Genomic DNA, 23398 nt, shown 5'->3' on the forward strand with positions numbered 1-23398 from the left:
TAAATAATCGGTGACAGCTACTTATTTAAAGCCTTTTTTCATACAACCCGTCTTATTATACTATAAACAATTAAGTAGTTTCGACAAAAAATCTGTCATTTTGCATATGAATACAAAAAAGGCGAACTGTGTACACAGTTCGCCTTTTTATCCATTACTATTCTTCTTCTTGCTCATCAGCAAGAGTGTTAAACATTTCTTGTACCATTTCCCACTCTTCTTCAGATTCAATTGAAAGTAATGTTCCACCCTCTTCTTCACTTTGCTCATATGCCATTGCATCGAAGATTTGGTCTCCATCTTCGTCTACTTCACCGATTGGAGAGAAGACTACGTAAGATTTTTTGCCGAATTTTTCAGCATCAAAAGTGAAAATAATTTCACATAAATGTTCGTTTCCTTTTTCGTCTACAATTGTAATTTGATTTTCTTCCATTTTGGTCACCTCTTATTTACTATCTAAAAATCCTTGTAAGATCACGACTGCAGCCATCTTATCGATTACCTGTTTTCGCTTCTTACGGCTCACATCAGCTGAAATGAGCAGACGTTCCGCTGCCATCGTCGACAAACGCTCGTCCCACATTACAACTTCTAATTGTAACAGATTTCGCAGGTTTTCTGCAAATTGCTGGCACGCTTCACCACGAGGGCCGATTGTACCATTCATATTTTTAGGTAAACCTACTACTATTTTGTCCACATTGTACTGTTTTACCAACTCAGAAATACGGTCAAAACCAAAGTGGCCTCGTTCTTCGTTAATCCTGATTGTTTCCAGCCCTTGTGCTGTCCAGCCCATTTCATCGCTCATTGCAACACCGACTGTTTTAGTACCAACATCTAAACCTAATATCCGCATAAACTACTCCTCACGATGATGTTTCAAGTAAGACTTCACAAGCTCTTCAATTATCTCATCACGTTCAAGCTTGCGAACGATGCTTCGTGCATCTTTATGGCGAGGTATGTATGCTGGATCTCCACTTAATAAATAACCGACGATTTGGTTAATCGGATTATAACCTTTTTCTTGAAGTGCATCATACACAGTTAAAAGTACATCATTTACATGGACACTCTGTTTTTCATCTTGAATGCTAAACTTCATTGTCTTATCAAAACCGTCCATTTCAAGCACCTCACTTGTAAGTAGTAAGTATAGGGAGAAGAACTTCTCCTCTCCCTACCATTGTACACTACTATCTCTTTATTTTGAAACAGATTTAACGTACTCTTGTACAAACGCTAAAGCTTCCTCTACTTGCGCTGGGTTTTTACCGCCTGCTTGTGCCATATCAGGACGGCCACCACCGCCGCCTCCACAACGAGAAGCTACTTCTTTCACAAGTTTACCCGCATGGTAACCTTGACTAATTAAATCTTTCGTTACGCCAGCTAAAATGTTTACCTTATCGTCATTTACAGACGCTAATACAACAACTGCAGACTCTAATTTATTTTTAAGGTCATCCATCATTGTACGTAAGTTGTTCATATCTGCAACATTTACTTTCGCCGCTAATACGTTCACGCCATCAACTGTCATTACTGAATCAGTTAAGTTTCCAGCTTCGATATTGCTTAATTTCGCAGCAAGAGATTCGTTTTCTTTTTGAAGTTGTTTTACTTCAGTAAATAAACCATCAACTCTTGTTAAAATATCTTTTGGATTTGTTTTCATTTTTCCTGCGGCTTCTTTTAATAAACCTACTTGATCGTTCATTAATTCGTATGCAGACTTACCAGTTACCGCCTCAATACGACGAGTTCCTGCACCGATACCAGACTCAGCAACGATTTTGAAAATACCGATAGAAGCTGTGTTATCAACGTGACAACCACCGCAAAGCTCTAAGCTGTAATCGCCTACTTGCACAACGCGTACAACATCACCGTATTTTTCACCGAATAATGCCATTGCGCCCATTTCTTTCGCTTCTTCGATTGCTTTTTGAGAAATCGCAACATCAATACTTTCCCAAATTTTTTCGTTTACGATACGCTCAATTTTTTCTAATTCATCAGCTTGTACTTGACCGAAGTGAGAGAAGTCAAAACGTAAACGTTCAGATGTTACAAGAGAACCAGCTTGGTTAACATGCGTTCCAAGTATATCTTTTAATGCTTGGTGCAGTAAGTGAGTTGCTGTATGGTTTTTCACAGCGCTACTACGGTTTTTCGTATCGATAAGAGCTTTTACAGCCGCTTCTTTCGTTAATGTACCTTCTTCCACAACTACTTTGTGTAAGTTTTGACCATTTGGTGCTTTTTGTACGTCTTTTACAACAACTTTCACGCCGTCAGCAAGAAGGTAACCACGGTCTGCAATTTGCCCACCGCTCTCAGCGTAGAATGGCGTTACATCAAGCATTAATTGTCCTTCTTCACCTGCTTGTAAGCTATCTGTATACTCACCATTTTTCACAAGGGCAACAACGTTACTTTCTGTTGCAACTGTACCGTAACCAACGAATTCGCTCGCTACTTTAACTTCACCAAGTACACCGCCTTGAACTTGCATAGAATCAACGTCTTGACGAGCAGCACGTGCACGCTCACGTTGTTTCTCCATTTCATTTTCAAAGCCCGCTTGATCAACTGTCATACCAGCTTCTTCTGCATATTCTTCTGTTAATTCAATTGGGAAACCGTACGTGTCGTATAGGCGGAACGCATCTACGCCAGAAATAACAGTTGTTTTTTCTTCTTTCGCTTTTGCAATTACTTCAGCTAAAATTGATTCACCATCATGAAGTGTTTCATGGAAACGCTCTTCTTCATTCTTCACAACTTTTGCGATGAAATCTTTCTTTTCAAGTACTTCTGGATAGAAGTCTTTCATTACTTCTCCAACAACCGGTACTAATTCAAACATGAACGGACGGTTGATGTTTAATTTCTTAGAATAACGAACAGCACGGCGTAATAAACGACGTAATACATAACCACGGCCTTCGTTAGATGGAAGAGCACCGTCACCAACAGCGAATGTTACTGTACGGATATGGTCAGCAATTACTTTAAACGCCATATCTTTTTCTAAATCGCCATTACGATATTTCTCACCAGAAATTGATTCTGTTGCACCAATCATCGGCATGAATAGGTCTGTATCAAAGTTCGTAGGTACATCTTGAACGATAGATGTCATACGCTCTAGCCCCATTCCTGTATCGATGTTTTTCTTAGGAAGTGGCGTATATGAACCGTCTGGATTATGGTTAAATTGAGAGAATACAAGGTTCCATACTTCTAAGTAACGCTCGTTTTCTCCGCCCGGATATAATTCTGGGTCACTAAAGTCATTACCGTAAGATTCACCGCGGTCATAGAAAATTTCTGTATTCGGTCCACTTGGTCCTTCACCGATATCCCAGAAGTTTTCTTCTAAACGGATGATGCGTTCTTTTGGAACACCCATTTTCTCATTCCAAATTGTGAATGCTTCTTCATCTTCCGGATGAATTGTAACAGATAGTAATTCTTTATCGAATCCGATCCATTTGTCGCTCGTTAGAAATTCCCAAGCCCAAGTAATTGCTTCTTCTTTGAAGTAATCACCGATTGAGAAGTTCCCTAACATTTCAAAGAATGTATGGTGACGAGCCGTTTTCCCAACGTTTTCAATATCGTTTGTACGAATTGATTTTTGTGCATTTGTAATACGTGGATTTTGTGGGATTACACGACCATCAAAATATTTCTTTAATGTCGCTACACCACTATTAATCCATAACAGAGATGGATCTTCATGAGGAACTAGTGATGCACTTGGTTCTACTGCATGTCCTTTTTCTTGGAAAAAGTCTAAAAACATTTGACGAATTTGTGCGCCTGTTAGTTGTTTCATTGTATTTTCCTCCTTAAATATAAAAAACTCCCGCCCCTAATAAAAGGGACGAGAGTTAACTCGCGATACCACCCTAATTATGAATTGATTATTATAACAATCAATTCATCACCTCATGGTGCCGTAACGTGGCAAGACGGCAGTGATTAGCTGCTCTCAGGATTAGCTTTCTGTTACCCTTCATTTAAAGCTCCTTTCAGCCAGTGGAAGCTTCTCTCTACAAATGGACTGTAACGTACTTGTTCCGTCATTGATTTAATGTATTATATGACTAAATATAATAGAATTCTCTTAAGTTTGTCAATGTAGATAATCATTTATATTGTATCAATTGCTTATTAATCATAGTTATTCTACTATTCATTCTTAACAGCCTTTAAATATATTATGCATTTATTACTAAATAGGAATCTCCTCTCAAAAAATACTTTATGAAAATTTCTAAATATTACATTATTTGTTATAATTAAATTATTAACAATAAAGGAGCGATTACAATGACAACCTTATTGAATCAAGCTAAAGAAATGTTAACAACTGATGAAAAAATCCTTTTTTATGCAGCATGCTCATTAAATATATTTATATATCGTTCCGTCGCAAGACCAGGACTGTTAATTTTAACGAACAAACGGCTCTTCTTTTATGGACCAGATGTAAGTAAGAACCCAATATTTGAAGAGTACTCTTTTGCAAACATTTCTAATCTAAAAGAGCAAAAGCGTCTTTTCAGCAATCAAATTATATTTATGTACGATAATGAATGGAAAAAAATAAAACATATTCAAACAAATGATATAAGCTCTCTCGTTCAACAAATACACGAGCAACTCTCTAAATAATGATAGCCCTCTACTTTTATAAGTAGAGGGCTATCATATTACACATCTTCTTTTTTCCAAAGAGGCCTCACATGAACGACCACTGTCCGAATGACCGCTAAAATAGGAACCGATATTAGTAATCCTACAATCCCCGCAACTTCTCCCCCTACTAGTAATGCAAACATAATAATCACAGGATGCATACGAAGCGACTTACCAACGATGTAAGGCGATAAAATGTTACTTTCCAAAAATTGCAAAATAGCAATCGTAATTCCCGCCTTAATGAGTAAACTCGTTGATACCGTTGCTGCAATCATCAACGTCGGAATCGCCCCTAAAATAGGACCAAAGTACGGGATTATATCCGTTACCCCAATAATAATACCGAGTAATAACGGATATTTCATACCGATAAACCAAAAAGAAAGAACAGATACTCCTCCTAATACTAAGCAAACAAATAACTGTCCTCGAATATAACTTCCGAGTGACTTATCAATTTCTTTCGCAAGCATTTGACCCGTACTACGCCACTTACTCGGAACTAGTTTCCAAAAAATATGATAAAACTCACCGTAATCTTTTAATATGTAAAATACAATGAACGGAATTAAGAAAATAATGAGCAATGAATCCAGTACACCACGAGCTGTGCTCATGACTTTATTTAAAAGCGCTTGAATCTTCGTTTCTACACCACCAAAAATTTGTTTCACCTTTTCATGAATAAATGATGGGAAATTCGCTGTTTGTTCTGTAACTCCATCCATCCAAGAATCGTACATTTTTGTAAACTGCGGAAATTGTTCATTAATTTCTTGTAACTGTTTAATAACAACTGGCGTTCCTTTATAAATTCCATAGCCAATTCCGCCAAAGAAAAGAATATAAATGAGCAAAATAGCAAGTGTGCGTGGCATTCCTTCCTTATGGATTTTTTCAATTAAAGGGTGTAATAAATAAGCAATAAAACAAGCAATAAAGAACGGTGTGATCGCCACTTTAAATACAAAAATAATCGGCGCCCATAGTGGCTTGATTTTTAAAAAGACGAGCAAACAAAGAAAAACGAGTAACAATAATCCTAAACGATATATCCAAATGATTTTAAGATTCTTCACACGAAAAACCTCCTCCACCTTTATTTTGAAAATAAATAGGTTAGGTTATGTGCAAAAGTTTTAAAATCTTTTTATACAGACCATACTGTTTTTTAAAGACGTACATATATTTAACATAATAAGGACAACCACCCCTGAAAATACAAAATGTCAAAATATAATCAGGAGGGCTCATAATGATCTTATTTATGCTTGCATTATCCGCACTTTTTATGCTTCTTGAATGGATTTGTATCGGGTTTGGTATTTGGAAAGGCTTCTTTATTCGTTCCTCGCGAAAGGAAAGAGCTAAGCACTTATGGCATTATGGAATGCTTGGCGTTGGATGCTACGGTTTATCTTATCTCTTCTCTGAAATCGGACTTTTATATTTGCATACAAGCGCATAAAAAAACTCCCTTATCATGAAGGGAGTTTTTTACGCCTTATAAATAAGACTTAATCATCTTACGTGCTTTTTTCACATTGCGTTTTGAGAATACATCTTGTTTGCGAGCATATTGATATGCTGCAGCTCCAACACCTAATGCGATTAATGAATTGCGTAGATTCAAAGTAAATCCCCCTTTTCGTTATCCGATCGTTCTTTCATTATCATCAAATAAATCATCAAGAGAGCTTAATGAACCATCTTCCTCTACTTGATGTGTATGGATTTTCCCCTTTGAAACCGATAATTCGATATAACAATTCCAGCAATAAAATTGGTTGACACCTATTTTTCCGATGTCTTTCCCTTTGCAATTTGGACAACTGAACATATGGCTTTCATCTCCTTACAGTCTCCCAGATTCTATTCGCCATTATGTCCAAACTGCATTCATTTATACATTGCTAGAGCCTTTCAACGTTATACGTTTGAAAGTTTCACTATATAATTTCACCTTGTTACATGAAATCATACGGTGAAATGTTTTCCACGTCCATTTCTTCACCATTAACCGTCACCATCTGCACTTCTCCTTGTGATTCTTGCAATCGGCCAGCTAAAGTCGTTTGACGCATTGCATCATCAAGGCGATTTACACCGGATTGAAACGCTGCTTCCTCCCCACAAATAATAAGGAATTTCTTACTCCTTGTAATACCCGTGTAAATTAAATTACGACGTAACATACGGTAGTAGCTCTTTACAATCGGCATAATAACTATTGGGAATTCACTACCTTGCGATTTATGAATCGAGCAGCAATAGGCATGCGTAATTTGATTTAAATCCGGCTTTGTATATGTTACTTCAATTCCATCAAATGAAACGATAATCATATCTTGTTGCTCGACATTTTCTTTCGCATAAAATACTGAAACAATTTCTCCAATATCACCATTAAACACTTGGCTTTCCGGCTGATTGACTAATTGAAGTACTTTATCACCTCTGCGGTATACAACGTCACCGTAGGCAATTTCTTTACTCTTTTCTTTTTTCGGATTAAACACTTCTTGAAGAGCTTCATTTAACACATTAATACCTGCTGGTCCGCGATACATTGGTGCCAATACTTGTACATCTCTTGCACTAAAGCCTTTTGTCTTAGCATTTTCACAAACCTTTTTAACAACCTCAACAATTTGAGCACCTGCACAGCTGATAAATGAACGATCTTTTTTATTTTGTGCTAAATCTGGCGGGAGCGTCCCGTCTTTTATCGCATGGGCAAGCTGAATAACAGACGAACCTTCTGCCTGACGATAAATTTCTGTGAGTTTTACCGTTGGAATGGCACCTGCATTTAATAAATCTTTCAACACTTGTCCAGGTCCTACCGATGGTAATTGGTCTTCATCACCTACAACGATTACTTGGATGTTCGTCGGCAAGGATTTAAACAATTGATTTGCCAGCCAAATATCTACCATCGAAAACTCATCAATAATAAGGAGCTTCCCTTGAACAGGGTCTGTTTCATTGCGCTGGAAAGACCCTTCTGGCGTCCATCCAAGCAGGCGATGAATTGTGCACGCCGGAAGCCCCGTCGATTCACTCATTCGCTTCGCTGCTCTTCCTGTTGGAGCCGTTAATAGTATTGGAAATGGATTGTCATCACTATATTCATTTAGATTTAGTGATAGCCCGTGAAGCGACGCATACATTTCAACAATTCCTTTAATAACTGTAGTTTTCCCCGTTCCTGGTCCACCTGTTAATAACATCATCGGCTTATGAAGTGCAGTTTGAACTGCTTCTTGCTGAAGCGGTGCATACTGTACCTTTAGCTGTTCTTCAATTTCACCTAATGTCTTTAACACTTCTGCTTCAGGAAATGCAGGGGTTTCCTCTTGATTCATAAGCCTGCGAATGGACTTTACAACGCCTTTTTCAGAGTAAAATAACGAAGCTAAATACACACGCTCTTCTTCTATGATGACTTTCCCTTCACTTTGCATCATTTCAACGCAGCCTACAATATCTTCCTCAGTCACTCCGCCTTCTTGATTATTTAAAAGTGACATCGTTTCTCTTACAAGCTGACCTTTTTCCATATACACGTGACCGAGTTGTAATGAAATATTCTCTAACGTATAAAAACACCCTGCACGTACACGGTCGTCGTGATTGCCCGTTATTCCGATTGCACGCCCTATATCATCTGCTCTTCCAAATCCAATTCCGTCCACTTCTTCAATAAGTTTATACGGATTATTACGAATCACTTCTAATGTCATCTCTTTATATTGCTGATAAATTTTAATAGAAAGTTTTGTTCCAAAACCGTAACCATTTAAAAAACTCATCACTTTCTCGAGCCCTTGATGCTCAATAATCGTCTCATATATTTCCTGCGCTTTTTGCTTGTTTACAACACCACTTAACGCATCCGGATCATCCATAATTTTAGAAATCGCATGCTCACCAAGATGGTCCACGATTTTTTCGGCTGTACGCTTTCCAATCCCTTTAAATAAATCGCTCGCTAAATATTGCACCATACCTGCTTTTGTTTGTGGCAATTCTTTTTTAAACGTTTCAACTAAATATTGTTTTCCATACTTTGGGTGGTCTTTAAAATGACCTGTTAATGTAAACACTTCATCTTCATGCATACGGGGAAAATGACCGTTTATCATTACTTTTTTTTCGTCGTATGTTTCATTCGTTTCAATGACTTTCATACTGACAACGGAATAGAGGTTTTCTTCGTTGTGGAAAATGGTATGAAGAACTTGCGCTTTTATAAATTTTTTTTCTTCCTCAAACAAATCCATTGCATGTTGATTTCCCATATTTCCTCTCCTTTCCGAGTTCTTTTCACTTTAATGAGCAGTACATCCCCCACCTCTTTCACAATCTTTAGATGAGGGGTAACTGCGCATTAAACTATAATTTCACTTTATTCAGCTTCTTGCTCTAATAAACGAATACCATTACCAGCTAAAAAGTGGTCTGCTTGAATTTCAGTCGCTTTCTTAAATAAAGTAAGAGCTTTCTCGTTATTCTCCTCGAATACGTACGCAACACCTAAATTATAATACGCATCTGCATGCTCTTCATCCATTTCTAACACCTTTTCAAAATAAGGTTTTGCCTCTTGAATATGTTCTAGTCGTGCGAAGCAAAGTCCGCATTGGAAAACAGCTTCTACATCGCCTTCATCTAATTCCGTCGCTCTTTGTAAAAATGGAAGTGCAAGACGATCATTTCCAAGTTGCACATGTGTGATACCTAACATAAATGTTACGTCAGCTGATTGTAATCCCACTTGCATCGCTTGTTCAAATACAGCCTTCGCCTCTGCAAATTGCTCTTGACCGTAATATACGTTTCCTAAGCCATAATAAGCAGCCGCAGATTTATCATCTAATTCTAATGCACGTTTATAAAATAAAATTGCTCGCTCACTATCACCTAATACATCTAATAAATTCGCAAAGTTAATGTATCCAAGCGCATCTTTCGGGTTTTCTTCGATTGCTTCTGTGAAATTTTCAGCTGCTTCTTCCCAGTTTCCTTCTTGCATATATTTAATACCTGTTTCAAGTTTGTTTGACATATCCTTCACCTCTACAACAAATTATAACAAAGAATGTATTTTCCAAGCGAACAAAAATTCGCTTTATGTAAAAGAAACCTCTAACCGCTAATCGGCAGAGGCTTCTCGTGTTATCCTAAATAATCTAATTTCTTACCACTATGATATACTTCATCAATTGTAGCGCCGCCTAAGCACTCATCTCCATCATAGAAAACAACTGCTTGGCCTGGCGTAATCGCACGAATTGGCTCATCACAAAGAATACGAACTGTATTTTCATCAACGATTTGAACCGTTACTTTATTGTCTGCTTGACGATAACGGAATTTCGCTGTACACGTAAATTCTTTTTCCTTCGCTTTATTACTTACCCAGCCTACATTCGTAGCAATAACTTCATCACCATATAGAAGTTCGTTATGGAATCCTTGATCAACATATAAAATGTTTTCTTTCAAGTTTTTCCCCACAGCAAACCACGGATCACCATTACCACCAATACCAAGGCCATGACGTTGTCCAATTGTATAATACATTAAACCATCATGTTTCCCTTTCACTTCACCAGATAATGTTTGCATCACACCTGGTTGCGCCGGTAAATAGTTACTTAAGAAATCTTTAAAGTTACGCTCACCGATGAAACAAATACCAGTACTATCTTTCTTCGCCGCTGTCGCTAAACCAGCTTCTGTCGCCATTTCGCGAATTTGTGGTTTCTTTAATTCACCTAATGGGAACATTGTTTTTGATAGTTGCTCTTGGCTTAATTGATTTAAGAAATATGTTTGATCTTTATTGTCATCAACGCCGCGAAGCATTTTATATTCGCCGTCCATATAAGCAACGCGTGCATAATGACCTGTTGCTACATAATCAGCACCAAGTGCAATTGCATGCTCTAAAAATGCTTTAAATTTAATTTCTTTGTTACACATTACATCTGGGTTTGGTGTACGACCAGCTCGGTACTCATCTAAAAAGTACGTGAATACTTTATCCCAGTATTGTTTTTCAAAGTTTACTGCATAATACGGAATGCCGATTTGGTTACACACTTCAATTACATCATTGTAATCTTCTGTTGCTGTGCAGACACCATTTGCATCTGTATCATCCCAGTTTTTCATAAAAATTCCGATTACATCATAACCCTGCTCTTTTAATAAAAGAGCTGCTACAGATGAATCGACGCCACCGGACATCCCGATGACAACGCGTGTTTCTTGAGGTAGTTTGTTCATCATGTCACCTCCCATGCTAATTTTGTGTTAATCGCTTCACGATTTTCACTGTTTCGTACGCCGCTTTTTCAATTTGCTCTTTCGTATTTCCAAGTCCGAAACTAAAGCGTACGGATGAACGTATTTGATCGGATTCTTTTCCGAACATCGCCACTAATACATATGATGGATCAATCGAACCAGCTGTACAAGCAGAACCACTTGATACTGCAATACCAGCTAAGTCTAGGTTTACAAGAAACGGTTCAATATTCATTCCTGTAAAACTTATATTAAACACATGTGGTAAGCGATATTCCAAGTCTCCGTTTACCTCGAAATGAATGTCCTCATTTTTGAAGACAGATACCATTATATCTTTAAACTCTTCATATTGGGCATTTTTTTGCTCACGAGTTTTTTCAGCTAGCGAAACTGCATGTTGAAGTCCAACAATACTAGGTACATTTTCAGTACCAGCACGACGTTTTCTTTCTTGCTCTCCGCCTATTAATAACGGTTCAAATTTCACATTTGCACCAGCATATAGGAACCCTACACCTTTTGGGCCGTTAATTTTGTGAGCGGAAATCGATAATAAATCAATACCAAACTCTTTCACATCTATTTCTATTAAACCGTAAGCTTGTACAGCATCTGTGTGGAAATAAGCTTGATGCTCTTTTAACAGCTTACCTATTTCCACAATTGGTTGTATTGTCCCTACTTCATTATTCCCGAACATAATAGATACAAGAATCGTCTCTTCCGTTAGTGCCTTTTGTATGTCAGAAACTTGAACACGCCCTGTTTCATCAACAGGTAAATACGTCACTTCAAATCCTTCACGCTCTAACAATTCACACGTATGCAAAATCGCATGATGTTCAATTTGCGTTGTAATAACGTGGTTACCTTTATGACGATTCGCACGCGCTACACCTATAAGTGCTAAATTATCAGCTTCTGTACCACCGCTCGTGAATATAATTTCATTTGGACTCGCGTGAATGCTACGTGCACACACACGTCTCGCCTCATCTACCGCATGGCGCGTTTGACGCCCATAAAAGTGAATACTAGACGGGTTTCCAAATGTTTCTGTCATATATGGAATCATCTTTTCGACCACTTCTGGGTGAGTCGGAGATGTCGCAGCATGATCTAAGTAAATGCGTTCCATTAAATCTCCTTCTTTCCAAATCGTTTCACAAGGAATTAAATGTAAAACATATAGCCCCCGTGATTTTCTTCCTCATAACGTACTAAATCTTCTAAAGTTGTACTATCTAATACTTCTTGCACTGCATCACGAACACGCATCCATAATTGGCGTTGTGCTGGTTCTTCTTCTTCTATCATTTCTACAACACTAATTGGACCCTCTAGTACACGTATTACATCTCCAGCTGTAATGTTGACTGGCTGATCAGATAATACATATCCGCCATATGCACCACGCGTACTCTTTACAAGACGAGCGTTACGAAGTGGTGAAATTAATTGCTCTAAGTAATGCTCAGATAGGTCATGTGCCTGTGCAATTGATTTTAATGAAATTGGGCCTTCACCAAATTTTTTTGCAAGGTCGATCATAATTGTTAAGCCGTAGCGGCCTTTCGTTGAAATCTTCATCTATTTGCACCTCATTTCAAATTTTCACTTCTATTGGTTATATCTTATTTATCCCGCTATTTGCGGGCAGTAAAACTCCCACCTCAAAATTCGGCTGGAGCAAAGAAGTTAGGTGGGGGATGAACAAAACCCCCACTAATTAAAGTTTCACTTTATAAAAGAACACAATTTAAAATCCTATGAAATTATAGCATAATATAGTATTATAAGAAATTTCAACTTGTGTATCAAAATGATAACATAAAATCACATTGAAAAACTCGGAAATTATTACAATTGAAAGAAAAATAGGAATATTCATATTCATCCCCCCCCCACAAAACAGCATCCTATTTCAAATTTCATCAAAAAAAATGGTACGATAGAATGAGATTATACATTAAGGGAGAGGGTCAAATGAAACAACCACTCGCACATCGAATGCGCCCTACAAATATTCAAGAAATTATCGGACAACAGCATTTAGTTGGTGAAGGCAAGATTTTATGGCGTATGGTCCAAGCAAATCATTTTCAATCAATGATTTTATACGGTCCTCCAGGCACAGGAAAAACATCAATCGCTAGCGCAATTGCAGGAAGTACTGGAACCCTGTTTCGCCTCTTAAACGCTGTTACTCATAATAAAAAAGATATGGAAGTTGTCGTACAGGAAGCGAAGATGCATCGGCACCTCGTTTTAATTTTGGATGAAGTTCATAGGCTAGATAAAGCGAAGCAAGACTTTCTATTACCCCATTTAGAAAGCGGACTTCTTACTTTAATTGGTGCAACGACAAGCAATCCGTTCCATGCTATTAATTCTGCTATTCGAAGTCGTTGTCAAATCTTCGAATTACACGCATTAACAGAAGATGATATTTTAATTGGCTTAAAACGAGCGCTTGAAGATAAAGAAAAAGGGCTTGGGGAATATGATGTAACTGTTACGGATGAAGCATTACATCACTTTGCAAATGCGTCAGGCGGAGATATGCGCTCAGCTTATAATGCACTTGAACTAGCTGTTTTATCTAGCTTTACAACTGACGACAAAGCCGCGGAAATTACACTTGAAATCGCAGAAGAATGCTTACAGAAAAAGAGTTTCGTTCACGACAAAGGTGGCGATGCTCACTATGACGTTTTATCTGCTTTTCAAAAATCAGTACGCGGAAGTGATGTGAACGCCGCACTTCATTATTTAGCACGTCTTATTGAAGCTGGTGACTTACAAAGCATCGGTAGACGTCTGCTTATTATGGCATATGAAGATATCGGACTTGCTAGCCCACAAGCTGGACAACGTACACTTGCAGCGATTGAATCAGCTGAACGGGTCGGCTTCCCAGAGGCACGCATACCACTTGCAAATGCTGTTATTGAACTTTGTCTATCACCGAAATCAAACTCGGCCTATAAAGCACTCGATGCCGCACTACACGATTTACGTAATGGCCAAACAGGCGATATTCCAAGTCATTTAAAAGATAGTCATTATAAAGGAGCCGAATCGTTAGGAAGAGGCATCGGATACTTATATCCACACGATCACCCAAACGGTTGGGTACAACAACAATACTTACCTGATAAAATTAAAAACAAGCAATATTATAAACCGAAAACGACAGGAAAATTTGAACAAGTACTTTCTACTGTTTATGAAAGATTACAAAGTTCGCATAAAACGAAGAATAAAGGGTAATATAAGCGAAAACGTCACCATTACGGAGGGTTCGCTTATGAAAACACGTCAAGATGCATGGACAAAAGAAGACGATCTCCTTTTAGCAGAAACTGTTTTACGACATATTCGCAGCGGAAGTACACAAATAAAAGCATTCGATGAAGTTGGTGATACATTAAACCGAACTTCAGCAGCTTGTGGCTTTAGATGGAATGCTGAAGTAAGACCATATTATGAAGATGCGGTGCAAATCGCAAAAAAACAACGTAAAGAATTAAAGCGTTCGGAAGCTAAAATAGAAAAAGAGCAGTTCACACAAACTCGGCAGCTCGTAATCGATGCCGAGTTTTCAGAAGATATTGTCCCAAATAAACAAGATCTTACAATGCAAAATGTCATCTCATTTTTGCAAAACTTGGAGCACAATAACCCTTCACTCGCAAAGTTACAAACTGAAAATGACGTATTACAAGATCAGCTCACTTCCCTGCAAAAAATGAATAATGAACTTGAAGCAAAATTAGCTGTTCTCACAAAAAAACAACAAGCAATCGAAGAAGATTATGCAATGCTTGTTAGAATTATGGATCGTGCTCGAAAACTTGTTTCGGTCGAAGAACAAGAAGAGCAAATTGCTCCGATTTTCAAAACCGATCAAAATGGAAATTTAGATATTATATATTCTGCAGAAAACTAAAAACAGGGATGCCACTTTTTCAACTAAGTGACATCCCTGTTTATTTTCCCCTAGTGAAAAAGCACCACAGTAAATGAAATTATATTAACGATTCGACATCGACATTTCTTTAAAACATACAAAAAGCATATATCCTAAACGATATATGCTTCCTTTTTATTCTTGCCCTACACGCTTCACTTCTACGTTTTTAATACGCTCACGTACAACGTGACTTGCCATAATTAAACCAGCCACAGATGGTACGAACGCATTTGAAGAAGGTGGTAATTTCGCTTTACGAATTTTTGCATTTTCGTCTGGTACGATTTCTTTACGTACTTCTTCACGAATTACGATTGGGTTTTCGTCAGAGAAGACAACTTTTACACCTTTTTTAATACCATCTTTACGAAGCTTCGTACGAATTACTTTCGCAATTGGATCTGTATGTGTTTTAGAAATGTCCGCAATACGGAAACGAGTTGGGTCCATTTTATTTGCCGCACCCATACATGAGATAATTTTGATTTTACGACGTAAACATTGTTTAATTAAATGAATTTTGAACGTAATCGTATCAGATGCATCTACTACGAAATCTAAACCGTGTTTAAAGAACTCTTCATATGTTTCATCTGTATAAAACATCTCTAGTCCAATTACTTCACACTCTGGATTAATATCTGCAATACGCTCTTTCATTAATTCTACTTTTGAACGTCCTACAGTAGATACTAACGCGTGAATTTGACGGTTTACGTTTGTAATATCTACAACATCTTTGTCAACTAATACAAGACGTCCTACGCCAGAACGTGCTAACGCTTCTGCCGAAAATGATCCTACGCCGCCAATACCTAAAATACCGACTGTACTATTTTTTAATATTTCAAGGCCTTCTTTTCCAAAGGCTAATTCATTACGTGAAAATTGATGTAACATTCAGCTCTACACTCCTATTACAAAAATGGTCTACCATGTATTCTAGCCTTTTTCCGACTATTTGTATAGAAAAAGTTATAGAATTCCTAAAAATACATATTTCAAACAAGGAAAACATAATGTAAACCGGACTTTTTAAACAACCTCTATAAAAAAAGCCTAGATGGGGTTAGTATAACCATCTAGACTCTATTCTTACTTCTCTTCTTTCAAGCTCAATTTTAAGCTTAGCTCTTCAAGCTGAGCTTCTGCAACTGGGCTTGGCGCTTCTGTTAATAAGCAGCTTGCGCTTGCTGTTTTCGGGAATGCAATTGTATCACGAAGGTTCGTACGACCTGCAAGTAACATAACAAGACGGTCTAAACCTAATGCGATTCCGCCGTGTGGTGGTGTACCGTATTCGAATGCTTCTAATAAGAATCCGAATTGTTCTTGTGCTTCTTCTTGTGAGAATCCAAGTGCTTTGAACATTTTTTCTTGTACGTCACGCTCGTAAATACGAAGTGATCCACCACCAAGCTCATAACCGTTTAATACAAGGTCATATGCTTGTGCACGTGCTTTTTCTGGTGCTGTTTCTAATAACTCAACGTCTTCACGGAATGGCATTGTGAATGGGTGGTGAGCTGCGAAGTAACGATCTGCATCTTCATCGTACTCAAGAAGTGGCCAATCAGTTACCCATAGGAAGTTAAATTTACTTTCGTCAATTAACTCAAGTTCTTTACCTAGACGTAAACGAAGTGCACCTAAGCTATCTGCAACAACACTTTTCTTATCTGCTACGAATAGTAATAAGTCACCAGCATCCGCTTCTAATGTACTCATTAACACGTTTGCCTCTTCTTCACCGAAGAATTTCGCAATCGGTCCTTTTAAGCCGTCTTCTTCAACTTTAAGCCAAGCTAGACCTTTTGCACCGTATACTTTGGCGAATTCAGTTAATGCATCGATGTCTTTACGAGAGTATTTGCTCGCTGCACCTTTTGCGTTAATCGCTTTTACTTGTCCGCCGTTTTCTACAGCACTTGTAAATACTTTAAATCCACAACCTACTGCAAATTCAGATAGGTCTTTTAGTTCCATTTCAAAGCGTGTATCCGGCTTATCAGAACCAAAGCGAGCCATTGCATCAGCATATTTCATACGAGGGAATGGTGCACTAACTTCTACACCTTTTGCATCCTTCATGACTTTCGTCATCATACGCTCCATCATTTCTAAAATTTCATCTTGTGTTAAGAATGATGCCTCGATATCAATTTGCGTGAATTCCGGTTGACGGTCCGCACGTAAATCTTCGTCACGGAAACAACGTGCTACTTGATAGTAACGCTCAAATCCACCGACCATAAGAAGCTGTTTAAATAGCTGCGGAGATTGAGGTAATGCATAAAATTCACCATCATGCACACGGCTTGGTACTAAATAGTCGCGAGCTCCTTCTGGCGTGCTCTTCGTTAAAATTGGTGTTTCAACTTCTAAGAACTCTTCTGTATCTAAGAAGTTACGAATTGTTTTCGTTACGTCATGACGCATTTTGAATGTGTTGAACATTGCAGGACGACGTAAGTCTAAGTAACGATATTTTAAACGCACATCTTCTGATGCATCTGTATCATCAGCAATAATGATTGGCGTTGTTTTCGCTGCGTTTAATACATTTACTTTCGATGCTTGTACTTCAATACGACCAGTTGCCATATTATCATTAATTGCGCCTTCACCACGTTCAACAACTGTACCTTCTACGTGCAATACGTATTCGCTACGAATCGTTTCTGCTACTTCTAACGCTTCTTTTGATGTTTCTGGATTAAATACAACTTGTACGATACCTGTACGGTCACGTAAGTCGATAAAGATTAATCCACCTAAATCACGGCGTTTTTGTACCCAACCTTTTAATTGAACTGTTTGTCCAACCGCTTCTACTGTTACTTTTCCGCATGCATGTGTTCTTTCAGCCACTTTAAGTTCCCCCTATATTAATTTCTCTGCTACATATGAAGCAAATACATCTAACGCTACTTCTTCTTGTCCGCCTGTTGCCATATCTTTTAAGTTAATGATGCCTTTATCTAGCTCATCTTCCCCTAATACAGCTACGTATTTCGCATTTAAACGATCTGCAGATTTAAATTGTGCTTTCATTTTGCGATCTAAATAATCTTTTTCAACTGATAATCCAGCTTTACGAAGATCGAACGCAACTTTTGCAGCACGGTCTTTCGCTTTTTCACCAAGTGCTACAACGTAACAATCAATACTATGTTCAATTGGTAACTCAATATTTTCAGCCTTCAGCGCCATAATTAAACGCTCAATACTCATCGCAAAACCGATACCTGGCATTTCCGGTCCACCGATTTCTTGTACAAGTCCGTTATAACGGCCACCGCCACTTAATGTTGTGATAGCACCGAAACCTTCTGCCTCACTCATAATTTCAAAAACAGTGTGTTGGTAGTAGTCTAAACCACGTACTAAATTCGGATCTTTCTCAAATGGAACATCCATCATCGTTAGTAGTTCTTGTACTTTGTCGTAGTATACTGCTGAATCTTCGTTTAAGTATTCTGTAATAGATGGTGCTGTTCCCATTAATTCATGGTTACGGTCCTTCTTACAATCTAAAATACGAAGAGGGTTCTTTTCTAAACGAGATTGGCAGTCAGAACAGAACTCACCGATACGTGGCTCGAAGTGTGCGATTAACGCATCACGGTGCGCTTGACGGCTCGCTGCATCACCTAAGCTGTTTAATACAACTTTAATATTTTTTAAGCCCATGCCGCGGTAAAACTCTACAGCAAGTGCAATTACTTCTGCATCAATCGCAGGATCGTTACTACCGATTGCTTCAATACCGAATTGTACGAATTGACGATAGCGACCTGCTTGTGGTCTTTCGTAACGGAACATTTGACCAATATAGTATAATTTCGTTGGTTGTGTTGCATCACCGAACATTTTGTTTTCAACGTAAGAACGTACAACAGGTGCAGTACCTTCTGGACGTAATGTTAAACTACGCTCTCCACGATCTTGGAATGAGTACATTTCTTTTTGTACGATATCTGTCGTATCACCAACACCACGTAAAAATAGCTCAGTGTGTTCAAAAATTGGTGTACGAATTTCTTTATAATTGTAACGACGGCAAATTTCGCGTGCTTGCCCTTCGATATACTGCCATAACTCAACGCTACCTGGAAGAATATCTTGCGTTCCGCGTGGGATTTGAATAGACATATTCAGTTCCTCCTCAAATTGTTTTAATCTTAATAAAAATAAAAAAACTCCCGCCTCTACTGTTTGAACAGTAGGGACGAGAGTATTATACCCGTGGTGCCACCCTAATTGAAGCACGTATGCTTCCACTTTTTTAATAACGCTTAAATTTGCGTTCATCTCTACTAAGCATATATGCCGTTCAAGTTGAAACCTCTAGAGTGTCATTCAATCAGTCATCATGCAGAAATGTTTTCAGCCTAAGACATTTCTTCTCTTTCCATGTGTGTCTCATTTACTCTTCTCTATCAACGGTTATATTCATATGTAAATATAAAATTACTATACGTTTGTTGAGTAGGATTGTCAAGTACTCTAAGAGCGCTCAATCTGCTTCTTTAGACGCTTTACATCTTGAAGAGAAATCCCAAACTCAGAAGCGAGCTCCATTGAAGTATTGTTTTGCTCTTTTGAAATAAAATCATGAAAATTTACGTTAAACAGTTGATTTGCACCATTTGTAACAGAATGCCCTTTTTCATTCATACGCATACGTATATCCCTCACATTCAATATAGATGTTTTACTTTTTATTGTTCCATATTGATGAAAGAGTTATACATAACCGAAACAGCTATTGATTCCAAATAAAGTGAAACTTTAATGAATAGGGGTTTTGTCCATCGCCACTCATTATTAGCCCTCACTAATCAGGCTTTTACGAGCAGTGGATCTCCCACAAATAGCGGGATAAATGAACAAAACATACAACAATGTATGAAAAAAGAGAGGACCTATAATCCTCTCTTCTTGGGCAACACTATTTACTTTCTACAATTAAGGTCACCGGACCATCATTGATTAAAGAAACGTCCATCATTGCTCCGAACTGTCCTGTCTCCACATGCAGTCCTTGTTTACGAACTTCTTCATTAAAGAAATCATATAAATGTTCTGCATAATCAGGTTTCGCAGCATCCATAAAGTTTGGACGTCTTCCTTTACGGCAATCTCCGTATAATGTAAATTGCGAAATAGATAGAACTTGTCCCTTCATATCAAGTACAGAGTGGTTCATCTTTCCGCTCTCATCTTCAAAAATACGTAGGTTTGCAATTTTTTCTGCGATATAAGTTGCATCTTTTTCTGTATCTTCATGCGTAATGCCAACTAGTAATGTTAAACCGAATGGAATTTGTCCTACAATCTCGCCATCTACTGTGACAGACGCTTCCTTTGATCGTTGTAAAACAACTCTCATCTTTTCTACACTCCCTATTAATGCATCATGCGTCGTACGGCATAAATTTCTGGAACGCGTTTAATGCGCTCTACTACTTTTTTCAAGTGTTGTAAGTTTCGAATAGAAATCGACATGTTAATCGTTGCCATCTTATTACGATCACTTCTACCAGAAACAGCTGAGATATACGTCTTCGTTTCTGTAACAGCTTGTAATACTTCATTCAATAAACCACGACGATCATAGCCTGAAATTTCAATATCAACATTGTACTCAATTTCTTTTTCAGGACTACCTTCCCAATCTACTTCTAATAAACGCTCCACCGCTTCTTCTGTATGCACATTGACGCAATCGCAACGGTGAATTGATACGCCTCGACCTTTCGTAATATACCCAACGATATCATCGCCTGGAACTGGGTTACAGCATTTTGATAAACGAATTAACAAATTATCTGCACCACTTACCTTTACACCAGAATCCCATTTTCGAATTTTCATCGGTTTACGAACTTCTTTAACTTCAACGATGTCTTCTTCTTCACGTTGTTTACGGAACTTGTCCGTTAGTCGCGTAACAATTTGCGCTGCTGTAATTCCGTTATATCCAACTGCTGCAAACATATCTTCTTCATTTGCAAAGTTAAACTTCTCAGCGACACGTTTTAAATTATCAAGCGCTAATACTTCTTTCATCTCATACTCTAAGCCACGCACTTCTTTTTCAACAAGTTCACGGCCTTTTTCAATATTTTCATCTCTACGTTGTTTCTTAAAGAATTGACGTATTTTATTTTTCGCATGAGATGTTTGAGCAAGCTTTACCCAATCTTGACTTGGACCATACGAATGTTTCGATGTTAAAATTTCAATGATGTCACCAGTTTTCAACTTATAATCAAGCGTCACCATTTTCCCATTTACTTTTGCACCAATTGTCTTGTTTCCAATTTCCGAATGGACACGATACGAAAAATCAATTGGAACAGAGCCAAGTGGTAATTCCATTACATCGCCTTTTGGTGTAAAGACGAATACCATGTCAGAGAATAAATCAATTTTTAATGACTCCATAAATTCTTCTGCATTAGAAGCTTCATTTTGCCATTCTAATATTTGACGGAACCAAGTTAGTTTCTTCTCTAATGTACCCGTTGTTTCTGCTGCTTTACCTTCTTTATACGCCCAATGTGCCGCGATTCCGAATTCTGCAATCTCATGCATTTCTTTCGTACGAATTTGCACTTCTAGCGGATCACCTTTTGGTCCAATTACAGTCGTATGAAGAGATTGATATAAATTTGCTTTCGGCATTGCAATATAATCTTTAAAACGACCTGGCATTGGTTTCCAGCACGTATGAATAATTCCAAGCACCGCATAGCAATCTTTAATACTATTCACAACGACACGTACAGCTAGTAAATCGTAAATTTCATTGAATTGTTTATTTTGCAATGCCATTTTACGATAAATACTGTAAATATGTTTTGGTCTTCCAGAAATCTCAGGTTGAATTGAAACCTCTTTTAATTTCTCGCGAATGCCAGTCATTACTTCATCTAAATATTCTTCACGCTCTGCACGTTTACGCTTCATTAAATTCACAATACGATAATATTGCTGCGGGTTTAAATAGCGAAGTGACGTATCCTCTAACTCCCATTTAATAGTACTAATTCCGAGTCTATGTGCTAAAGGTGCAAAGATTTCTAACGTTTCATTTGCAATGCGACGCTGCTTCTCTTGAGGCAAATGTTTCAATGTACGCATGTTATGAAGACGATCAGCTAGTTTAATTAAAATAACTCGAATATCTTGAGCCATTGCAATAAACATTTTGCGATGGTTTTCTGCTTGTTGCTGCTCATGGGATTTGTATTTAATCTTTCCAAGCTTTGTAACACCATCGACAAGCATAGCGATTTCTTTATTAAATTCCCGTTCAATGTCTTCTAATGTAATTTCTGTATCTTCCACTACATCATGTAAGAAACCTGCCGATACTGTAGCCGGATCCATGTGTAAATCAACTAAAATACCTGCAACTTGAATTGGGTGAATAATATATGGTTCACCCGATTTTCTATATTGTTCGCTATGTGCATCACGCGCATATTCATAGGCACGTGCCACTAGCTCAATATCTTCATCCGCTAAATATTGACTTGCTTTCTCGAGTACCTGTTCAGCTGTTAGTACTTGCTCATTTGCCATCGAATCACCTTTTATTGAAAATTGACTTTATCTTTATTGAATAGAATAAATTATATTCTATCATTATAACCCAATGATTGTGAATTGTGAAAAGGAAAAGATTTTACTGACATTTCACCATGTTTTTTTGTGCAATTATACAAAAGTACCCGCTCCTCTCCAAGAGATTCACGGGTACTTTTTTATCACCGTAGTTTCACCTATATAATGATTAGTATTTTTCTAATACTAATACATCGTAACCATCTAACATTTTACGACCATCTAAGTAAGTAAGCTCTACTAAAAATGCAATTCCTGCTACAACTCCACCAAGTTCTTCAACTAGTTTAATTGTCGCTTCGATTGTTCCACCTGTAGCTAATAAGTCATCTGTAATTAATACACGTTGGCCGGGCTTAATTGCATCTTTATGGATTGTTAAAACATCCGTTCCATATTCTTTACCGTAGTCAACTGTAATTACTTCACGTGGTAATTTTCCTAATTTACGAACTGGTGCGAAACCTACTTCTAATGCATAAGAAACTGGGCAACCAATAATAAAACCACGCGCTTCTGGTCCTACTACAACATCAATGTCTCTTTTATTTGCATACTCAACGATTGCATCTGTTGCTGCTTTATATGCTTTTCCGTCGTTCATTAAAGGTGTAATGTCTTTAAACACAATACCTTCTTTCGGATAATCTGGTACAATTGCGATATGTTGCTTGAAATCCATATTTCTGAATCCTCCTCAGATATAAAAGGTTTGTAAATACAAATCCTTTACCCTAACTG

23 protein-coding genes and 2 other annotated features are annotated in these 23398 nt (G+C 37.8%); of the genes, 4 read left to right on the forward strand and 19 right to left on the reverse strand.

The annotated features are described in order from the left end of the window. Positions 1 to 157: 157 nt before the first annotated feature. From B5P40_RS13180 to alaS, 4 genes are all read right to left on the reverse strand, one after another. Positions 158 to 436, reverse strand: a complete 279-nt coding sequence (locus B5P40_RS13180) for a DUF1292 domain-containing protein (protein ID WP_002034112.1) — start codon at positions 434 to 436, stop codon at positions 158 to 160. Between the two features lie 12 nt (positions 437 to 448). Continuing rightward, the gene (gene ruvX, locus B5P40_RS13185; protein WP_001221204.1) at positions 449 to 862 is read right to left on the reverse strand and encodes a Holliday junction resolvase RuvX; all 414 of its coding nucleotides are present in this window, start codon (positions 860 to 862) and stop codon (positions 449 to 451) included. Positions 863 to 865: 3 nt separating this feature from the next. Further along, entirely contained in the window at positions 866 to 1132 is a 267-nt protein-coding gene (locus B5P40_RS13190) for an IreB family regulatory phosphoprotein (RefSeq protein ID WP_000348591.1), read from the reverse strand. A 78-nt stretch (positions 1133 to 1210) separates the two neighbouring features. After that, on the reverse strand, positions 1211 to 3853 hold the full coding sequence (alaS, locus tag B5P40_RS13195) for an alanine--tRNA ligase (protein WP_113709311.1): 2643 nt from the start codon (positions 3851 to 3853) through the stop codon (positions 1211 to 1213). A 41-nt stretch (positions 3854 to 3894) separates the two neighbouring features. Continuing rightward, positions 3895 to 4113, reverse strand: a binding site (T-box leader). A 237-nt stretch (positions 4114 to 4350) separates the two neighbouring features. On the opposite strand from alaS, the gene B5P40_RS13200 reads away from it, so the two are divergent. Further along, complete coding sequence (locus tag B5P40_RS13200) at positions 4351 to 4695, forward strand: PH domain-containing protein (protein ID WP_002129215.1); 345 nt, start codon at positions 4351 to 4353, stop codon at positions 4693 to 4695. A 38-nt stretch (positions 4696 to 4733) separates the two neighbouring features. On the opposite strand, the gene B5P40_RS13205 is transcribed toward B5P40_RS13200, so the two are convergent. Further along, positions 4734 to 5801, reverse strand: coding sequence for an AI-2E family transporter (locus B5P40_RS13205; RefSeq protein ID WP_002129216.1), 1068 nt, complete (start codon positions 5799 to 5801; stop codon positions 4734 to 4736). A 176-nt stretch (positions 5802 to 5977) separates the two neighbouring features. Between B5P40_RS13205 and B5P40_RS13210 the strand changes: the two genes are divergently transcribed. Continuing rightward, positions 5978 to 6190, forward strand: coding sequence for a hypothetical protein (locus B5P40_RS13210; RefSeq protein WP_002015285.1), 213 nt, complete (start codon positions 5978 to 5980; stop codon positions 6188 to 6190). A gap of 36 nt (positions 6191 to 6226) precedes the next feature. On the opposite strand, the gene B5P40_RS13215 is transcribed toward B5P40_RS13210, so the two are convergent. From B5P40_RS13215 to cymR, 7 genes are all read right to left on the reverse strand, one after another. Then, a complete protein-coding gene (locus B5P40_RS13215) occupies positions 6227 to 6355 on the reverse strand; it encodes a YrzQ family protein (protein ID WP_002015286.1) in 129 nt (42 codons plus the stop codon). An 18-nt stretch (positions 6356 to 6373) separates the two neighbouring features. Then, positions 6374 to 6562, reverse strand: a complete 189-nt coding sequence (locus B5P40_RS13220) for a hypothetical protein (RefSeq protein ID WP_002015288.1) — start codon at positions 6560 to 6562, stop codon at positions 6374 to 6376. Positions 6563 to 6689: 127 nt separating this feature from the next. Further along, entirely contained in the window at positions 6690 to 9026 is a 2337-nt protein-coding gene (recD2, locus tag B5P40_RS13225) for an SF1B family DNA helicase RecD2 (protein ID WP_002129218.1), read from the reverse strand. 107 nt (positions 9027 to 9133) lie between these two features. Beyond that, positions 9134 to 9793 (reverse strand): tetratricopeptide repeat protein, encoded by a 660-nt coding sequence (locus B5P40_RS13230; protein WP_113709312.1) that lies wholly within the window; start codon positions 9791 to 9793, stop codon positions 9134 to 9136. A 110-nt stretch (positions 9794 to 9903) separates the two neighbouring features. After that, positions 9904 to 11019, reverse strand: a complete 1116-nt coding sequence (gene mnmA, locus B5P40_RS13235) for a tRNA 2-thiouridine(34) synthase MnmA (protein ID WP_002088752.1) — start codon at positions 11017 to 11019, stop codon at positions 9904 to 9906. Between the two features lie 16 nt (positions 11020 to 11035). After that, entirely contained in the window at positions 11036 to 12181 is a 1146-nt protein-coding gene (locus tag B5P40_RS13240) for a cysteine desulfurase family protein (protein WP_113709313.1), read from the reverse strand. A gap of 35 nt (positions 12182 to 12216) precedes the next feature. Then, positions 12217 to 12633, reverse strand: a complete 417-nt coding sequence (cymR, locus tag B5P40_RS13245; RefSeq protein WP_000704117.1) for a cysteine metabolism transcriptional regulator CymR — start codon at positions 12631 to 12633, stop codon at positions 12217 to 12219. 396 nt (positions 12634 to 13029) lie between these two features. On the opposite strand from cymR, the gene B5P40_RS13250 reads away from it, so the two are divergent. Further along, complete coding sequence (locus tag B5P40_RS13250; protein ID WP_002167638.1) at positions 13030 to 14316, forward strand: replication-associated recombination protein A; 1287 nt, start codon at positions 13030 to 13032, stop codon at positions 14314 to 14316. A 37-nt stretch (positions 14317 to 14353) separates the two neighbouring features. Then, entirely contained in the window at positions 14354 to 14995 is a 642-nt protein-coding gene (locus B5P40_RS13255) for an RsfA family transcriptional regulator (RefSeq protein ID WP_002034101.1), read from the forward strand. A gap of 156 nt (positions 14996 to 15151) precedes the next feature. On the opposite strand, the gene B5P40_RS13260 is transcribed toward B5P40_RS13255, so the two are convergent. From B5P40_RS13260 to B5P40_RS13285, 7 genes are all read right to left on the reverse strand, one after another. Continuing rightward, positions 15152 to 15919: a tRNA threonylcarbamoyladenosine dehydratase gene (locus tag B5P40_RS13260; RefSeq protein ID WP_000903181.1), complete on the reverse strand. Its 768-nt coding sequence runs from the start codon at positions 15917 to 15919 to the stop codon at positions 15152 to 15154. A gap of 195 nt (positions 15920 to 16114) precedes the next feature. Next, positions 16115 to 17890 carry an aspartate--tRNA ligase gene (gene aspS, locus B5P40_RS13265; protein ID WP_002015297.1) on the reverse strand — a complete coding sequence of 592 codons (1776 nt, stop codon included), beginning with the start codon at positions 17888 to 17890 and terminating at the stop codon, positions 16115 to 16117. Between the two features lie 12 nt (positions 17891 to 17902). After that, positions 17903 to 19174 (reverse strand): histidine--tRNA ligase, encoded by a 1272-nt coding sequence (gene hisS / locus B5P40_RS13270; RefSeq protein WP_033728251.1) that lies wholly within the window; start codon positions 19172 to 19174, stop codon positions 17903 to 17905. A 69-nt stretch (positions 19175 to 19243) separates the two neighbouring features. Next, positions 19244 to 19474, reverse strand: a binding site (T-box leader). Between the two features lie 54 nt (positions 19475 to 19528). Beyond that, complete coding sequence (locus tag B5P40_RS32765) at positions 19529 to 19705, reverse strand: hypothetical protein (RefSeq protein WP_001242605.1); 177 nt, start codon at positions 19703 to 19705, stop codon at positions 19529 to 19531. Between the two features lie 268 nt (positions 19706 to 19973). Beyond that, positions 19974 to 20414, reverse strand: a complete 441-nt coding sequence (locus B5P40_RS13275) for a D-tyrosyl-tRNA(Tyr) deacylase (RefSeq protein ID WP_002015302.1) — start codon at positions 20412 to 20414, stop codon at positions 19974 to 19976. Positions 20415 to 20431: 17 nt separating this feature from the next. Beyond that, positions 20432 to 22615 carry a GTP diphosphokinase gene (relA, locus tag B5P40_RS13280; RefSeq protein ID WP_002167636.1) on the reverse strand — a complete coding sequence of 728 codons (2184 nt, stop codon included), beginning with the start codon at positions 22613 to 22615 and terminating at the stop codon, positions 20432 to 20434. A gap of 211 nt (positions 22616 to 22826) precedes the next feature. Beyond that, entirely contained in the window at positions 22827 to 23339 is a 513-nt protein-coding gene (locus B5P40_RS13285) for an adenine phosphoribosyltransferase (protein WP_002015305.1), read from the reverse strand. Positions 23340 to 23398: the final 59 nt, after the last annotated feature.

This window comes from Bacillus sp. SRB_8, from assembly GCF_003264205.1.
Taxonomy (GTDB): Bacteria; Bacillota; Bacilli; order Bacillales; family Bacillaceae_G; genus Bacillus_A; species Bacillus_A mycoides.